This window comes from Arthrobacter sp. G.S.26, from assembly GCF_050847375.1.
Lineage (GTDB): Bacteria > Actinomycetota > Actinomycetes > Actinomycetales > Micrococcaceae > Arthrobacter.
Window position 1 is genome coordinate 3,586,476 of sequence record NZ_CP193752.1, and the last position, 15,283, is coordinate 3,601,758.

At 66.9% G+C, this 15,283-nt stretch carries 14 protein-coding genes; 9 read left to right on the plus strand and 5 right to left on the minus strand.

Translation table 11 applies throughout. From position 1 onward, the window contains the following. Positions 1-144 precede the first annotated feature (144 nt). From ACRB8A_RS16520 to ACRB8A_RS16540, 5 genes are read left to right on the plus strand one after another with little or no spacing between them, the layout of a single operon-like run. Positions 145-1,263 carry an ABC transporter substrate-binding protein gene (locus tag ACRB8A_RS16520; protein WP_285241768.1) on the plus strand — a complete coding sequence of 373 codons (1,119 nt, stop codon included), beginning with the start codon at positions 145-147 and terminating at the stop codon, positions 1,261-1,263. Continuing rightward, complete coding sequence (locus ACRB8A_RS16525) at positions 1,260-2,123, plus strand: ABC transporter permease (protein ID WP_285241769.1); 864 nt, start codon at positions 1,260-1,262, stop codon at positions 2,121-2,123. The genes ACRB8A_RS16520 and ACRB8A_RS16525 overlap by 4 nt, the downstream gene beginning before the upstream one ends. Then, positions 2,099-2,920 (plus strand): ABC transporter ATP-binding protein, encoded by an 822-nt coding sequence (locus ACRB8A_RS16530; protein ID WP_432245135.1) that lies wholly within the window; start codon positions 2,099-2,101, stop codon positions 2,918-2,920. Before ACRB8A_RS16525 ends, ACRB8A_RS16530 begins: the two co-directional genes overlap by 25 nt. Before the next feature lie 34 nt (positions 2,921-2,954). Then, entirely contained in the window at positions 2,955-4,334 is a 1,380-nt protein-coding gene (locus ACRB8A_RS16535; RefSeq protein WP_432245136.1) for an LLM class flavin-dependent oxidoreductase, read from the plus strand. Then, complete coding sequence (locus tag ACRB8A_RS16540) at positions 4,334-5,671, plus strand: LLM class flavin-dependent oxidoreductase (RefSeq protein ID WP_432245137.1); 1,338 nt, start codon at positions 4,334-4,336, stop codon at positions 5,669-5,671. Before ACRB8A_RS16535 ends, ACRB8A_RS16540 begins: the two co-directional genes overlap by 1 nt. A 58-nt stretch (positions 5,672-5,729) precedes the next feature. On the opposite strand, the gene ACRB8A_RS16545 is transcribed toward ACRB8A_RS16540, so the two are convergent. From ACRB8A_RS16545 to ACRB8A_RS16565, 5 genes are read right to left on the minus strand one after another with little or no spacing between them, the layout of a single operon-like run. Continuing rightward, complete coding sequence (locus ACRB8A_RS16545) at positions 5,730-6,620, minus strand: DUF817 domain-containing protein (protein WP_432245138.1); 891 nt, start codon at positions 6,618-6,620, stop codon at positions 5,730-5,732. After that, positions 6,613-7,467 (minus strand): oxygenase MpaB family protein, encoded by an 855-nt coding sequence (locus ACRB8A_RS16550; protein ID WP_432245139.1) that lies wholly within the window; start codon positions 7,465-7,467, stop codon positions 6,613-6,615. Before ACRB8A_RS16550 ends, ACRB8A_RS16545 begins: the two co-directional genes overlap by 8 nt. Before the next feature lie 54 nt (positions 7,468-7,521). Further along, positions 7,522-8,658, minus strand: coding sequence for a mandelate racemase/muconate lactonizing enzyme family protein (locus ACRB8A_RS16555; protein ID WP_432245140.1), 1,137 nt, complete (start codon positions 8,656-8,658; stop codon positions 7,522-7,524). Beyond that, complete coding sequence (locus tag ACRB8A_RS16560; RefSeq protein WP_432245141.1) at positions 8,655-9,605, minus strand: dihydrodipicolinate synthase family protein; 951 nt, start codon at positions 9,603-9,605, stop codon at positions 8,655-8,657. The genes ACRB8A_RS16555 and ACRB8A_RS16560 overlap by 4 nt, the downstream gene beginning before the upstream one ends. After that, positions 9,602-10,267, minus strand: coding sequence for a GntR family transcriptional regulator (locus tag ACRB8A_RS16565; RefSeq protein WP_231686056.1), 666 nt, complete (start codon positions 10,265-10,267; stop codon positions 9,602-9,604). Before ACRB8A_RS16565 ends, ACRB8A_RS16560 begins: the two co-directional genes overlap by 4 nt. A 107-nt stretch (positions 10,268-10,374) precedes the next feature. On the opposite strand from ACRB8A_RS16565, the gene ACRB8A_RS16570 reads away from it, so the two are divergent. The 4 genes from ACRB8A_RS16570 (at position 10,375) to ACRB8A_RS16585 (ending at position 15,243) form a co-directional block, all read left to right on the plus strand. Continuing rightward, positions 10,375-11,718 carry an ABC transporter substrate-binding protein gene (locus tag ACRB8A_RS16570; RefSeq protein ID WP_056598305.1) on the plus strand — a complete coding sequence of 448 codons (1,344 nt, stop codon included), beginning with the start codon at positions 10,375-10,377 and terminating at the stop codon, positions 11,716-11,718. 3 nt (positions 11,719-11,721) lie between these two features. Next, positions 11,722-12,663 (plus strand): carbohydrate ABC transporter permease, encoded by a 942-nt coding sequence (locus ACRB8A_RS16575; RefSeq protein ID WP_050685575.1) that lies wholly within the window; start codon positions 11,722-11,724, stop codon positions 12,661-12,663. After that, positions 12,660-13,562, plus strand: a complete 903-nt coding sequence (locus ACRB8A_RS16580; RefSeq protein ID WP_432245142.1) for a carbohydrate ABC transporter permease — start codon at positions 12,660-12,662, stop codon at positions 13,560-13,562. Before ACRB8A_RS16575 ends, ACRB8A_RS16580 begins: the two co-directional genes overlap by 4 nt. Before the next feature lie 91 nt (positions 13,563-13,653). Then, a complete protein-coding gene (locus tag ACRB8A_RS16585) occupies positions 13,654-15,243 on the plus strand; it encodes an aldehyde dehydrogenase (NADP(+)) (protein ID WP_432245143.1) in 1,590 nt (529 codons plus the stop codon). The last annotated feature ends 40 nt before the right edge of the window (positions 15,244-15,283 follow it).

Sequence of the window (15,283 nt, forward strand, 5' to 3'; positions counted from 1 at the left end):
GCCGCCAGGGTCTGCGCAGTTCGTAACCCAGCCCTATCCGGCACAACCCGGTTGCCCCGCCGGGCGGGTTTGTCGCACCCAAAAACCTGCGGTTCCCCTTGTTTTTGACCCAAATTTCCAGCCCTCGTCCCCGAAAGGCACACCATGTCCTTGACACCCTCCCCGCCGCCGCTGGGTATCTCCCGGCACCCGTTGACCCGCCGCCGCGCCCTCGCCGCGCTCCTGGCGATTCCAGCCGTCGGCCTCCTGACTGCCTGCGGCGGCGCCGCCACTGCCGGCAACCAGCCCTCTGACCGGGTGTCGTTCGCGCCGCTGGAAACGTCGGTCCCGGCCGGCACCACCATCACCGTGGGTGATCCCAGCATCAAGGTGGCCCTGGAACTGTCAGGACTGGGCAAAGAGCTGGAGGGCATCAACGTAGCGTTCGCCAACATCTCCGGCGGCCCGCAAACCACCGAAGCCTTCCGGGCCAACGCCCTGGATGTGGGCTCTGTGGCCGACATCCCGCCCATCCATGCAACCTGGACCGGCCTGGACGTCCGCATCATCGCCAGTGCCTACCGGCAGGATGCGGTGAACCATCCGCTCTACGAACTGGGTATTGCACCGGAATCCGGCATCAAAAAGCTGGAAGACCTCCGCGGCAAAAAGGTGGCGTACAGCCCCGGGCAGGCCCAGGGCGCCCTGGTGCTGCGTATCCTGGAAAAAGCAGGGCTGGCCCAGGACGACGTCAAACTGGTGGAACTGCCCAGCAACGGCGACGCTTACTCCTCAGCATTGTCCAGCCGGCAGGTGGACGCGGCCCCCCTGGGCGGTGTCCAGATCAAGCGTTACCTGGCCAAGTACGGCGCCGACGGTGCCAGTACCCTCCGCCACGGCCTTCGCGACGACCCCGGCCACCTGTATTCGCCCGCCACCGTCCTGGCCGACCCAGCCAAGGCAGCAGCCCTGGCCAAGTATGCGGAGGTCTGGGGCAAAGCCCAGCGCTGGGTCGAGGACCACCCGAAGGAATGGCTCGAGGGCTACTACATCAAGGACCAGGGCCTGTCCGCCGCGGACGGCCAGTACCTGATCGACGCAGCCGGCCGGCGGGACGTCCCCACTTCCTGGACCGAAGCCATCGCCAGGCACCAGCAAACGATTGACCTGCTGTCCCGGGAGCAGAAAAAACCGCACCTCAACGCCGCTGACCTCTATGACACCCGCTTCGAAGCGATCGCAGGCACTGCCTTCGCCGAAGCTGCCAAGGGAGGCACCCAGTGAGCGCCGCCCCCGTACTGGAACGCCCCGCCGTCGAACCCCACCAGGACCCCGCCCTCGCCGGCCGCGACGACGTCCGGCCTACCGGCAAAAGGTTAGGACCCGGGCGACGACGGCGACTCGCCTGGCTGCTGGGCCCCTCGGCGTTGCTGCTGCTCTGGACCGCCGGCTCGGCAACGGGCCTGCTGGACCCCAGGATCCTGTCCGAGCCATGGACGGTGGTGGCCACCGCAGGTGAGCTGCTGGCCGACGGGCGTCTGCAGGAAAACCTGGCCATCTCGGCCCAGCGCGCCCTGCTGGGGCTGTTCTTCGGCACGCTGGTGGGTGCGGTCCTGGCCCTGCTCGCCGGGCTCAGCCGTGTGGGCGAGGCGCTCATCGACGGGCCCGTCCAAATCAAGCGGGCAATCCCCGGCCTGGCCCTGATCCCGCTCCTGATCCTGTGGTTCGGGATCGACGAGACCATGAAGGTCCTCACCATCACGCTTGGCGTTTTCGTCCCGGTCTACCTCCAGACGCACGCCGGCCTGCGGGGCATCGACCTCCGCTATGTGGAACTGGCGCAGACCGTGGGCCTGAGCCGGGCCGGTTTTATCCGCCGCGTGGTCCTGCCCGGCGCCCTCCCCGGATTCTTCCTGGGGCTGCGCTTCGCGGTCACCGGCGCGTGGGTGTCCCTGGTGGTGGTGGAACAGATCAACGCCACCAGCGGCATCGGCTACATGATGGAGCTCGCCCGCACCTACGGCCAAACCAACATCATCGTTTTGGGCCTGGCCGTCTACGGCATCCTGGGCCTGCTGTCCGACGGCACCGTCCGCTTCATCGAACGAAAGGCACTCTCATGGCAACGCACGTTGGCGGGCTGACCCGTACCGCCCCTCCCATTTCCGGATCCGCGGCATCCGCGGACTCCCGGGCGGCAGTGTCCGTCCGCGGCCTGATCCGCAGTTTAAGTCCCAAGGGCGTCCTGAACGGCGTGGACCTTGACATCGCCCCCGGCGAATTCGTGGCCCTCCTGGGACCCAGCGGCTGCGGCAAAAGCACCCTGCTCCGCGCCCTCGCCGGATTGGATCACGACGTCCGAGGCAGCGGTGTCATCACCGTCCCGGACCGGGTCTCCGTGGTCTTCCAGGACTCGAGACTGCTGCCCTGGGACACCGTCCTGGGCAACGTCACCCTGGGTCTGCGGGAGCACGACGCCGAGGCACGGTCCCGCAGGGCACTCGCCGAAGTGGGACTCGCCGGCCGGGAAAAGTCCTGGCCGCACGAGCTGTCCGGCGGCGAACAGCAGCGGGTGGCGTTGGCCCGGTCCCTGGTCCGGGAACCGCAGCTGCTCCTGGCCGACGAACCGTTCGGCGCCCTGGACGCCCTCACCCGCATCCGGATGCACGGGCTTCTGCAGGACCTTGTGGCCGCGCACCGCCCGGCTGTCCTGCTGGTCACGCACGACGTGGACGAGGCCATTGCCCTGGCCCACCGGATCGTGGTCCTGGACAGCGGCCGGGTGGCCACCGTCCGGACTGTCTCGCCGGACGTTGGTTCGGCGGCCGACGCCGCCGGGCACGAAGCCTTGCGTCGGGACCTCCTCGCCGCGCTGGGCGTGGTCCCCGCACCTGGTGCCCAGCCCACCACGCCTGCTGAACCAGCCGCCGTCGGCCATTGAAATCCCAGCCTTCCATCTTCCCCAGGAGTACCCCATGAGTTCCAGCCCCGGATCCCCGCAGCGCCAGCTTCACCTCAATGCCTTCCTGATGAGCACCGGCCACCACGAAGCGTCGTGGCGGTTGCCCGAAAGCGACCCCCTGGCCAGCACCGATGTGGAGCATTACCGGAAGCTGGCCCGCACGGCCGAGCGCGGCAAGCTTGATTCCATCTTTTTCGCCGACTCCCCCGTCCTGTTCGGCGAGGTGGGCCGTCGGCCCGCCGGCAAGCTGGAACCCACGGTCCTCCTCACCGCGATTGCCGGCGCCACCGAACGGATCGGGCTGATTGCCACCGCCTCCACCACCTACAACGAGCCGTACAACCTGGCCCGCCGCTTCGCCTCGGTGGACTGGGCCAGCGGCGGGCGGGCCGGCTGGAACGTGGTCACCACCGCCGGACCGGACGCGGCCCGGAACTTCGGCGTGGATGACCAGCCCGCCCACGCCGTCCGGTACGAGCGGGCTGCTGAGTTCATCGAGGTGGCAAAGAAGCTCTGGGACAGCTGGGACGACGACGCTGTTGTCGCCGACAAGGCGGAGGGCGTGTGGGGGGACGGGGAACGGATCCGCGTGATCGACCATCACGGCAGCCACTTCAAGGTCCGCGGCCCGCTCAACGTGCCGCGCCCACCGCAGGGGCACCCGCTGATTGTGCAGGCAGGTTCCTCCGAGGACGGCAAGGACCTCGCCGCCCGGTACGCGGACGCCGTCTTCACCGCCCACCAGACCCTTGCCGACGCGCAGGCGTTCTACGCGGACCTCAAGACCAGGACGGCCGCGGCAGGACGGAATCCGGACGCCATCAAAATCCTTCCCGGCATCGTCCCGGTCATCGGCGCCACCGAGGCGGAGGCGCTGGAGCTGGAGCATGAGCTGGACCGGCTGATCAAGCCGGAGTACGCCCGGCTCCAGCTGGCTAAAACGCTTCGTGTGGCGCCCGAGGACCTGGCCCTGGACCGGGAACTGCCGGACAACCTGCCCAGCGAGGACCAGATCGAGGGCGCCAAGAGCAGGTACACCCTGATCGTGCAGCTGGCCCGGCGCGAACGCCTCACCGTGCGCCAGCTGATCGGGCGCCTGGGTGGCGGCCGGGGGCACCGGACCTTCACCGGCACCCCTGTCCAGGTGGCGGACGCCATCCAGGAATGGTTCGACGGTGTCGCTGCGGACGGCTTCAACATCATGCCCCCGGTCCTGCCGTCCGGCCTGGAAACGTTTGTGGACCAGGTGGTGCCCATCCTGCAGGAGCGCGGCCTGTTCCGGACCGAGTACACGGGAAGCACACTGCGGGAGCACTACGGCCTGGAACGCCCGGCCAACCAATACGCCGGCACCCCTGCCCCCGTGCTCGCCTCGGTGGGGGCGGCGCTGTAATGGGCCGGCAGCTCAAACTCAACCTCTTTATTTATCCCGGCGGCCACCACGAGGCAGCCTGGCGGCACCCGAAATCCGCCACGGACCGGCTGCTGGACATCCGGTTCTACCAGGAACTGGCGCAGCGGGCCGAGCGGGCCAAGCTGGACGCCGTGTTTTACGCGGACGGCCCGGCGCTGGAGAGCAACGTCCGGTTCGCCACCCGCTTCCGGATCGAACCGTTCACCTGGCTGTCAGCGATCGCGGTGGCCACCGAACGGATCGGCCTGATCGGCACCGCCAGCACCACCTACCTGGAACCGTACAACGCCGCCCGGCTCTTCGCCTCGCTGGACCACATCAGCGGCGGCCGGGCCGGCTGGAACATCGTCACCACCGGCGCCGAACGGGCGGCCCAAAACTTCGGCCTGGACCAGCATCCGCCCCACGCCGAGCGGTACGCCCGGGCCGAGGAGTTTGTCCAGGTCACAGGCAAGCTATGGGACAGCTGGGAGGATGACGCGGTGGTGGCCGACGCCGGTACCGGGGCTTTCGCCGACACGTCACGGATCCACGCGATTGACCATGAGGGCGGCTACTTCCGCGTGGCCGGCGCCTTAAACACACCCCGGACCCCGCAGGGCCGGCCCGTGCACGTCCAGGCCGGGTCGTCCCCCGAAGGCACCGCGTTTGCAGCCCGGCACGCCGAAGCCGTCTTCACCGCGCATCAAAGCCTTGCCAGCGGCCAGGCGTTTTATGCCGACATCAAAGCCCAGGCGGCAGCCCTGGGACGCGACCCGGACCAGCTCCTGGTGCTGCCCGGCATCAGCCCCTACCTGGGCTCCACGGAAGCAGAAGGCAAAGCCCTCAAGCAGGAGTTCGATGAGCTTACCCAGCCTGAATACGGGCTGGGCATCCTGCGGAACCTCCTGGGGGTTGACCTGTCAGGCGCGGACCTGGACCAGCCGTTCCTGCCGGATCTGCTGGCCGGGGCGGAAGGGTTGGCCAGCAGCCGCAGCCAGCTGGTCCTTGACGTCATCCGCCGGGAACAGCCCACCGTCCGGGAGGTCCTGCACCGGTATGCCGGCGCCCGCGGACACTACGTCTTTGCCGGCACTCCGGTCCAGGTGGCGGACGAGATCCAGCGCTGGTTTGAACAGGGCGCCGCGGACGGGTTCAACATCATGCCGCCGTGGCTGCCGGGAGGCTTCGACGCCTTCGCGGACGAAGTGGTCCCCATCCTGCAGGCCCGTGGCCTGTTCCGCACCGAGTACACCAGCACCACCCTCCGCGGGCACTTCGGCCTGGACCGTCCCGCCAGCCAGTACAGCCGCGGACTCCTAGCGGCCCGGGGCTGACGCCGCGGGAAAGGGGCTGACGCCGCGGGAAAGGGGCTGACGCCGCGGGAACGGGGCGTCAGGGCAGCGACACCTTCGGGGCAGGGGCGTCGCTGCCCGCCGTGGCAGGCGGCTGGGGTTTGTACACCCAGGCCACCAGCACCACCGAAATGATCATCAGCAGGAACCAGGACACCAGCTTTTCCAGGCCCACGGGTTGCCAGCCGTCCACCTGGCTGGGGTACAGCCACGCACCGGACCAGGTGGCGATGTTCTCCGCAGCCCAGATGAACAGCGCCACCAGCAGGAAGGAGAGCACCAGCGGCATCCGGAACTCCCGGCGGAACACCCGGAAATGCATCACGCAGCGGCCGTAAATGATCACGACGGCGGCAAGCAGCAGCCAGCGCAGGTCCCAGATGTAGTGGTGGGTGAAGAAATTCGCGTAGATGCCAACGCCCAGCAGCGCCGTGATCCAGCGGCGCGGGTAGTTGGCAAACTTCAGGTCGAACAGCCGGTACACCCGCACCATGTAGGAGCCCACCGCCGCGTACATAAAGCCGCTGAACAGGGGCACCGCGCCGATCCGCAGGACGCCCTCCGCCTCATAGGCCCACGAGCCGACGTCCGTTTTGAAGAGCTCCATCACCGTTCCCACCAGGTGGAACAGGATGATGACGCGCAGCTCCCGCAGGGTTTCCAGCCGGAAGGCCACCATCAGGATCTGGATAACGACGGCGGCCAGCGTCAGGAAGTCGTTCCTGGCCAGTCCCACGCTCTCCGGGTACCAGAGCCGGGCCGCCATCAGGACCACCAAAAGCGCGGCACCAAAGATGCAGGCCCAGCCCTGCTTCAGGCCAAAGACCACAAATTCGGTGAGTTTCGACCGGGCGCCGCCGGAAGGGGCCGTGGCCAGGAACCGCTGGGCCCTCGCGTCGATCCGCTGTTCAACGGTGGTGGCACTACGCACGGTATTCCTGCTTTTTCGGGTCACGGGGTTTGGGGTTGCCAGGGATTGGTTTACCGGAGTCTGGTTTACCGGTCTGCGGCTTGTCCAGGCTGGCCAGGCAGTAATCCTTGAACCAGTGCCGGAGGCGGCGGGGCAGCCGCGGATAGATGACCGCGAGCGCGCGCAGGGTCCGGTGGAAACGCCGTTCGTGGCCCTCGCTCCACGGCAGCCCGAAGTCCTTCCGCAGCTGGTCCGGCAACAGTCCGGCGGTGAGGAACCGGGCCAGCGGCATCACCGCGCGGTACCAGAGCGGGGCCTGCTCCGGATACAGCAGGCCCCGGCCCACACTGACGGCGGCGGCGTCGGCCCGCAGCGAGCCAAGCTGGCCGTCCCAGTAGTGCGCAAAGGCGGCCCGGTCCGCCGGCCACTTGTGCGCCGGAAGCTGCAGGGCTGTGCCGAGTTTCGCGTAGTCGCGGTACATCGCGTCGGCGGTGTCGGCGTCGGGCGCGCCGTAGATTTCGGTGATGATGACGTTGGCCGTGTCGTAGAGGGTGGCGGCCACCCAAAGCTGCGCATCGGCGTCGTACGCGTTGTAGCCCCTGGCCGATGCGTCGGCATCACGCCGGACGGGGGCGTGCGCCTTGTTGACACGGCGCCGGACCTCGCGGACCTGCTCCTCGGAGCCGTAGACCACCGCGTAGACGTAGGTGAGGGTGCCCATCAGGCGGCTGATGGGCCGGTGCGTGAACGTGCTGTGCTCCGCCACGCCGTGGCCCACCGCCGGGTTGGCGATCTGCAGCAGGATGGCCCTGCCCGCGCCGGCGAGCAGGATGCCTTCAGCGCCCCGATGGGCTATTCCCTGCTCCATCCCAACAGGCTACCGGAGGCAGGCCTGCCGGTTTGACCCGGCCGGGCGGGCGGCTCAGCAGAAGGCGAGCGACCCGTCCGGGCGGACCGGCAAGGTGCGTTCCCAGTGGATGTAGTCGTCCTCCGCCAGGGTGGATTCGTCGATCTCGATCCCCCACCCGGGCCGGTCCGGCCGCAGTTCAAGGTGCCCGTTCACCGGCAGGTATGGATCGGGGCACCAGGTGGTTTCCTCCAGCTTGTATTCCAGGATGGAGAAGTTGCTGCAGGCGGCGGCGAAGTGGAGGTTGTGGGCCACGGCCAGCGGGCCCATGGGGTTGTGCGGGGCCACCATGGTGAAGTGCGCTTCGGCGATCGTGGCGATCCTGCGCATCTGCGAGATCCCGCCCACCACGCAGATGTCCGGCTGGATGATGTCGGCTCCCCCGCCCGTGAGCAGGCTGAGGAACTCGTTGCTGGAATACAGGCTTTCGCCGGTGGCCAGCGGCACTTTGAGCTCGGACCGCAGCCGGTGCCAGGCCGGGAAGTATTCGGGCCTGATGGGTTCCTCAAAAAAGAGCGGCTGGTAGGGGGCCAGCGCGTTGCCCAGCTGGACCGCCTGGTACGGCTCAAAGATCTTTGCGTGCGCGTCGAACGCAAAATCCCACTCATCGGGGCAGGCTTCGCGGACGGCACCGAAGTACTCCGCCGTTTCGTTGACCACCGCGCCCCAGCGCCGGTTATGGATGTCGCCGCGGAACGGGCTGAGCTTGAACGCGGTGAACCCGAACTGCTCATTCAGCCGGGTTGTAACGTCCCTGCACTCCGCGGGGTCCGGCGCCGAATAGACACCTGCATAGACGGCAACCCTGTCCCGGACGGCACCGCCGAGCAGCCCGTACACGGGAAGGTTGACCGCTTTGGCGGCGATGTCCCACAGCGCGTGGTCGATGGCGGAGATCGCGGCCAGGCCCAGCGCCCCCTGCGGAAACCGCGCCATCCGGATGAGCTTTTGCGTCAGGAACTCGATCCGCCGGGGATCTTCGCCCTTAACCTGCTCGAACATGTAGTCCAGCATGGGCACCAGGGCCCAGTCCGGTCCGTGGTTGTACGCTTCACCCCAGCCGGACAGCCCCTCATCTGTGTCGACGCGCAGGAGCAGCCGCGGCCGGTTGCCCACCCGCTGCATAAACGTCTTGAATCCGGTGATTTTCATGCGTGGGCTCCTGCCGCTGCGTGGATCGGCTGGCCCTGGTCCGCAGCGGTGCAGCCCCATTCGGACAGGATCCCCGCGATTTCGGTGCGGGCCTGCTGGTTGAGCTCGTGGCTGGGTGGCCTGATGGTGCGGCTGCACAGACCCAGCTGGGCCAGGGCTTCCTTGATGACGCTGACATTGTTGGCGGAGCTGTCCTCGGCGCGCAGCTCCTCAAACCGGGAGATCGTGGCCAGCATGTCCCTGGCGGCCGGGTAGTCCTGTGTCCGCAGTGCGTCCCGCAACGCCAACGAAAGCCGTGGGTTGACGTTGACCAGGCCTGAGGTGAAGCCTTCCGCGCCGTGGACGGCGTAGGACAGGGCGTACGGTTCCGCGAGGCCGGCGATCCATACAAACCTGTCCGGCCCGGCCAGGTCCCGGATCCGGGCAAACTGCGTCACGTCCGGGACGGCGTATTTGATGCCGACGACGTTGGGGCACCGGCCGGCCAGTTCCACCAGCATGGCCGGGGTCACCCAGGCGCTGCGGATATAGAGGACAAAGGCCACGTCCGGGGCAGCGGAGGCGATCTGCGCGTGGTAAGCCACCCAGCCCAGCGGTGAAACGTGCGGATGGACCGGCTGGTGGATCATGACCATCCTGATGCCGGCCTCTGCGCCCGCCTTTACGTCCGCGACTGCTGTGGCAACGTCGTGCCCCACCCCAAGGAGCAGGAAGGCCTCCTCCCCCACTTCTTCGGCGGCGGCTGTGATCAGCTGACGGCGCTCTGCGGCAGTGAGGGCGTAAAACTCACTGGTGTTGCCGTTGGGGGTGATGGTGGTGACGCCGCTGCTGACCAGCCGGCGCAGCAGCTTCCGGAAGCTGCCCAGGTCCAGTGCACCGTCCTGGTACGGCGTGACCGGAATGGCAACTACATCTGCCAATGCGGTGCGGAGCTCAGAGAACGTCATCGTTTTCCCCCGACTATCTGTCCGATTGCCCGGACCTCGAAACTGTGGATGTGGTTTAGGACCAGTTCGCCGGCCCGGCCGGCGTCGCCGTTCCGTGCTGCGGCGAGGATTTCGGCGTGCTCGGCGGCTTCCGAATCCCAGGAGGGCAGCCGGGTCCAGGCGTTGACGGAGATGAGGGCAGTCTGCTCACGCAGGCCGTCCAGCATGTCCACCAGGACGGGGTTGCCGCAGTTGGAATACAGGAGCTGGTGGAAGTCGCGGTTGGCGAGGCTGCGCTCGGCCTCATCCTCTGAGGAGGTGGCCCGGTCCAGGGCCTGCTGGGCGAGTTCGACGTCGAACCCGCGCTCCACGGTCCGGGCCACCGCCACTGGTTCCAGCAGGGTCCGGACGTCGAAGATGCTGCGGGCCATCGCTTCGTCCACCACGCGCACCGTTGCGCCCTTGTACTCGCTCATGGTGACCAGGCCGGCACCGGCGAGGGTCTTCAAGGCCTCCCGGACAGGCGTTTTGGAGATCCCGAAGCTGCGCGCCAGGTCCGTTTCCACCAAAGGCTGCCCGGCAGGCAACTCACCTGTGAGGATCGAGCGCCGAAGGGCTTCAACAACGAGACCCGTCCGGGAGGAGGAGAGCAGCGGCCCGGGCTGCATGGCGTTCGTAGTCACAGTAAATTCCTTTCCATAAACATCAGCATATCAGGTGTATCGTATGTAGTATACGATGTACGAAGCACGACATGGCCGGCTTCACATCGCCACTTGAGAGGAACGCAATGAAGCGTACGGATAATGCCCAGTCCCCGACCCGGAGCCGCAAGGGCAGGACAGCACTTGCCCTGGCAGCCATCATGGCTTCCACACTGGCGCTGGGTGCCTGCGGTTCAGGCAGCACAGGGGCCAGCGACTCCGGGGAAGTTGTCCTGGAGCTCTGGGACACGGACACCCGCCCCGAGCGGACCGAGAACCTGAAAAAACTGATCAGCATGTTTGAGGCCAAAAACCCCGGCATCAAGGTCAACTACCTGGGGTTGCCCACCGACTCCTACATGCAGAAGATCAGCACCGCCATTGCCACCAAGGCCACCCCGGACCTGGTGACCCCCAAGGCGTCGGACGTTTCAGCCCTTGTCGCCCAGGGCGCCCTGGCACCCCTGGACCAGGACTTCAAGGACGGCGGATGGGAAGAAAAGATTTCCCCCGCCATGACCAAGTCCTCCAAGGCAGCCTCACCCGATGGGAAGCTCTACCTGACCCCGGCCACCAGCCTCGCCGACGTCATCTACTACCGCTCCGATTTCATGAAGGACGCCGGCTTGTCGGCTCCCGCATCCTGGGACGACTTCTACACGGCAGCGGACAAGCTGACGGACAAGGGCGCAGGGAAATTCGGCTATACCCTCCGCGGCGGCAACGGGTTCTTCTCCCAGTTTGTCCAGATGGTCTACCCGCAGTCCGGCGTGGACACGTTCTTCCGCGAGGACGGAACCTCCACCCTTGACGATCCGGCAGTTGTTGCCGCGGCCCAGAAATACGTGGACCTTTACGGCAAGGACACCGCCGGAAGCGACCTGACCGCGGACTTCAAAACCATGGTGGCGCAGTTCGGCGCCGGCGGCGCTGCAATGCTCAGCCACAGCATCGGTTCCTACCCCACCCACGTTGCCGCCATCGGCGCGGACAAGATCGGCGCCGTGGCACCGTTCCCCGCGGACAACGGCAAAACCGTGCTCACCGGCCGCATGACCACCGGGTTCTCGATGTTCCAGGCAAGTCCCCACAAGGAAGCCGCCTGGAAGTTCCTCGAATACACCATGAGCGATGAAGGCAACAGCTTCTGGGCCCAGAAGTCCGGCTACCTCCCGGGCAACCTCGAAGTGGCCAAGGAAACCTGGGTTACCGAAAACCCGGCCATGCAGGCCTCCGTAAAAGCCGTTGAGGACAGCAAGGCCGTGGTCCTGGAACAGCCGTTCTACCTGCCCGAGTTCAACTCCATCACCACCACGGACATGCTTCCGGAGTGGCAGCGGGTGCTCCAGGGCGACCTTTCCGTGAAGGACTTCCTGACCCAGTCCGCGGAGAAACTCACCAAAGCCCAGCAGAAGCACGCGAAGAAGTAGGCCATGGCCCTGATCGCCCAGAAACAAAAGCCCGGCAGGCCGCCGGCCGCCACGCCGCGCAAGCGAGCGAACAGGTCGCGGCGCCTGTACCCCTACCTCCTGATCGCGCCCGCCGCGATCCTGACGCTCGTGTTCCTGGTCTACCCGGTGGGCAGCGTCTTCTACTACAGCCTGCAGCACTCCAACGTCACCCAGCCCTGGGACGACGGGTTTGCCGGCTTCGAGAACTTCATCGCGATGGGTTCGGACCCGCTGTTCTGGCGGAGCCTTTCCTTCACCGCCCAGTGGGTGGTGGTGGAAGTGGGGCTTCAGTTTGTCTTCGGGCTCGCGCTGGCCCTGCTCATCAACAAGTCGTTCATCGGCCGCGGACTGGCCCGATCCCTGGTCTTTTCCCCCTGGGCCGTGTCAGGCATCCTGACCACCACCATCTGGATCCTGATCTACAACCCGTCCACCGGCGTCGGCCGCTATCTTGCCGACATGGGCATCGGCGAATACGGCGTGTCCCTCCTGGCAGGCAGCGACACCACGTTCTGGGCCCTGGTGCTCGCCGAAATGTGGAAGGGCATCCCGTTCTTCGCCATCCTCATCCTGGCCGACCTCCAGTCAGTGTCCCTGGAGCTGTACGAGTCCGCGGACGTTGACGGCGCCGGGACCTGGCGGAAGTTTGTGTCCATCACCTGGCCGCATATCCGGCAGGCCGTTGTGGTGGCCACGCTGCTGCGGGCGGTCTGGGAATTCAACAACGTTGACCTCCTGTACACACTGACCGGCGGCGGGCCGGCAAGCTCCACCACCACCCTGCCGCTCTATGTGGCGCAAACGGCCATCCACGACCGCGACTTCGGCTACGGGTCCGCCCTGACCGTGGTGGCATTCCTGATCCTGACCTTCTTCTCGCTGGTCTATCTGCGCATCACCAAGTCAAAGGAAGATGACAAGTGACCTCGCTGCTTCCCAAAGCGCGTGCCGCCGGCCGTGCCATCGCGCCGGAACCGATACCGGCCCGGCCCATCAGCAAGCTCAAGGCACGCCAACGCCGGATCGACCGCGTCCTGACCTACGTGCCGCTGGCACTGTTCCTGATCTTCACCCTTGTGCCGTTCTACTGGATGCTGCTTTTCGCGTTCCGACCCACGGGATCCACCTCGCTGGTCCCCTGGCCCATCACCTTCGAGCACTTCGAAACGGTCTGGAACGGCTCCGGATTCGGCATCTACTTCAAAAACAGCCTGTTTGTGGCCGTGATGAGCCTGCTGTGCTCAACGGTCATCGCGCTGCTGGGCGGTTACGCCCTGGCACGCTTCAGGTTCCGGGGCAAGACGCTGTTCCTCGTGGCCATGCTGTGCACCCAGTTTGTTCCCGGGGCCATGATGCTGATCCCGCTTTTCGAGATCTTCAACGCCGTGGGCCTGACCAACAGCCTCTGGAGCCTCATCATCTCCGACACGGTGTTCCACCTGCCGCTGTCACTGATCCTGATGTCCGGCTTCATCCGCAACGTGCCGGTGGAGCTGGAGGAGGCCGCCTGGGTGGACGGCTGCACCCGCATCCAAGCGTTCCGGCTGGTGGTCCTTCCCCTGCTGAAACCCGGCATTGTGGCCGTTGGTTCCTTCGCCTTCATCAGCGCCTGGAACAACTTCCTCTTCGCCATCATGTTCATCAGCAGCCAGGACCAGTTCACGGTTCCCGTGGGCCTGAGCTACCTGCTGGGCGAGTTCGGCGCCGACTTCGGCGCCCTGGCCGCCGGCGGCGTCATTGCCATCATCCCCGTGGTGCTCCTGTTCGCCTACGTGCAGAAGTTCCTGGTCCAGGGACTCAGCGCCGGTGCGGTCAAGGGCTGAGCCCGGACCCGTTCGAAGTGTCGGGGCCGGCTGCCGGGTGGCGGCCGGCCCCAACGATGCTTTCCCGTATCCCCACACCCTGGAGTTTGTTGTGATTCTTTCCGGACATTCCCTGATCGCCGGCCGGCCTGTCGTCGGCGACGGCAAAACCGCTTTCGGTTTCAATCCCGCCACGAATGAGCGGCTCGATCCCGCGTATTCGCTGATCACCGAGGAACAGCTGACGACGGCGACCTCCGCCGCCGCGGCCGCCTACCCCTCCTTCAGCACCCTGGACCCCGAAACCCACGCCGCTTTCCTCGAAGCCATCGCCGGGAACATCGAAGCCATCGGCGAAGACCTCATCACCCGCGCCACCCAGGAAACCGGACTCCCTACCGCCCGCCTCACCGGCGAACGCGCCCGCACCACCGCCCAGCTCCGGCTCTTCGCTGCAGTGGTCCGCCAGGGCGACCACCGCGGCATCCGCATCGACCCCGCCCTCCCGGACCGCACCCCCGCACCCCGGGCGGACATCCGCCAACGCCAGATCCCCCTGGGCCCCGTCGCCGTCTTCGGCGCCAGCAACTTCCCCCTGGCCTTCTCCACTGCAGGCGGCGACACCGCCTCCGCCCTCGCCGCCGGCTGCCCCGTGGTCTTCAAAGCCCACAACGCCCACCCCGGCACCAGCGAACTCGTCGGCCACGCCATTGTTAAAGCCGTCACCGACCACGGCCTGCACCCCGGCGTGTTCTCCCTCATCTACGGCCCCGGCGCCAGCATCGGCCAGGCCCTCGTGGCAGACCCCAACATCAAAGCCGTCGGCTTCACCGGCTCCCAGGCCGCCGGCACCGCCCTGACCCGGACCGCCGCCAACCGCCCCGAACCCATCCCCGTCTACGCCGAAATGTCCTCCCTGAACCCGGTCATCGTCTTCGAAGGCGCCCTCACCGGCCCCACCGCCAACATCGACGCCCTCGCCACCGCCTACATCACCGCCGTCACCGGCAGCTCCGGACAACTCTGCACCTCCCCCGGACTCCTCTTCGCCCCCACCGGCGAGGCAGGCGATAAGTTCGCCGCCGCCGTCGGCCGCGCCATCACGGCCGCCGAGGGCCAAACCATGCTCACCGAAAATATCGCCGGATCCTGGCACACCGGAACCGAAGCACTGGGCTCTGCGGACGGCGTCACCGTCCTCGGACAGGGCGCCGACGGCCAAACCCACAACGCCCCCGCCCCGGCCATCTACGCGACCCAGGTCAAGGACTTCCTCACCAACGAAATCCTGCACCAGGAAATCTTCGGCGCAGCCTCCCTGGTTATCCGCTACACCACCACCGAAGACCTCCTCACCGCCATCACCCGCCTCGAAGGCCAACTCACCGCCACCCTCCACCTCACCAACCACGACTACCCCACCGCCGCACCCCTCATCCCCGCCCTCGAACAAAAAGTCGGCCGCATCATCGTCAACGGCTGGCCCACCGGCGTCGAAGTAGGCCACGCCATGGTCCACGGCGGCCCCTACCCCGCCACCTCCGACACCCGCACCACCTCCGTCGGCACCCTCGCCATCAACCGCTTCCTCCGCCCCGTCGCCTACCAAAACCTCCCCACCGAACTCCTCCCCACCCCCCTCCACAACACCAACCCCTGGCACCTCAACCGCCTCATCAACGGCCAACCCACCGCACCCTGACCTGTCCCACAAGCCAAATTACGCAGGCATTTCCCATGTC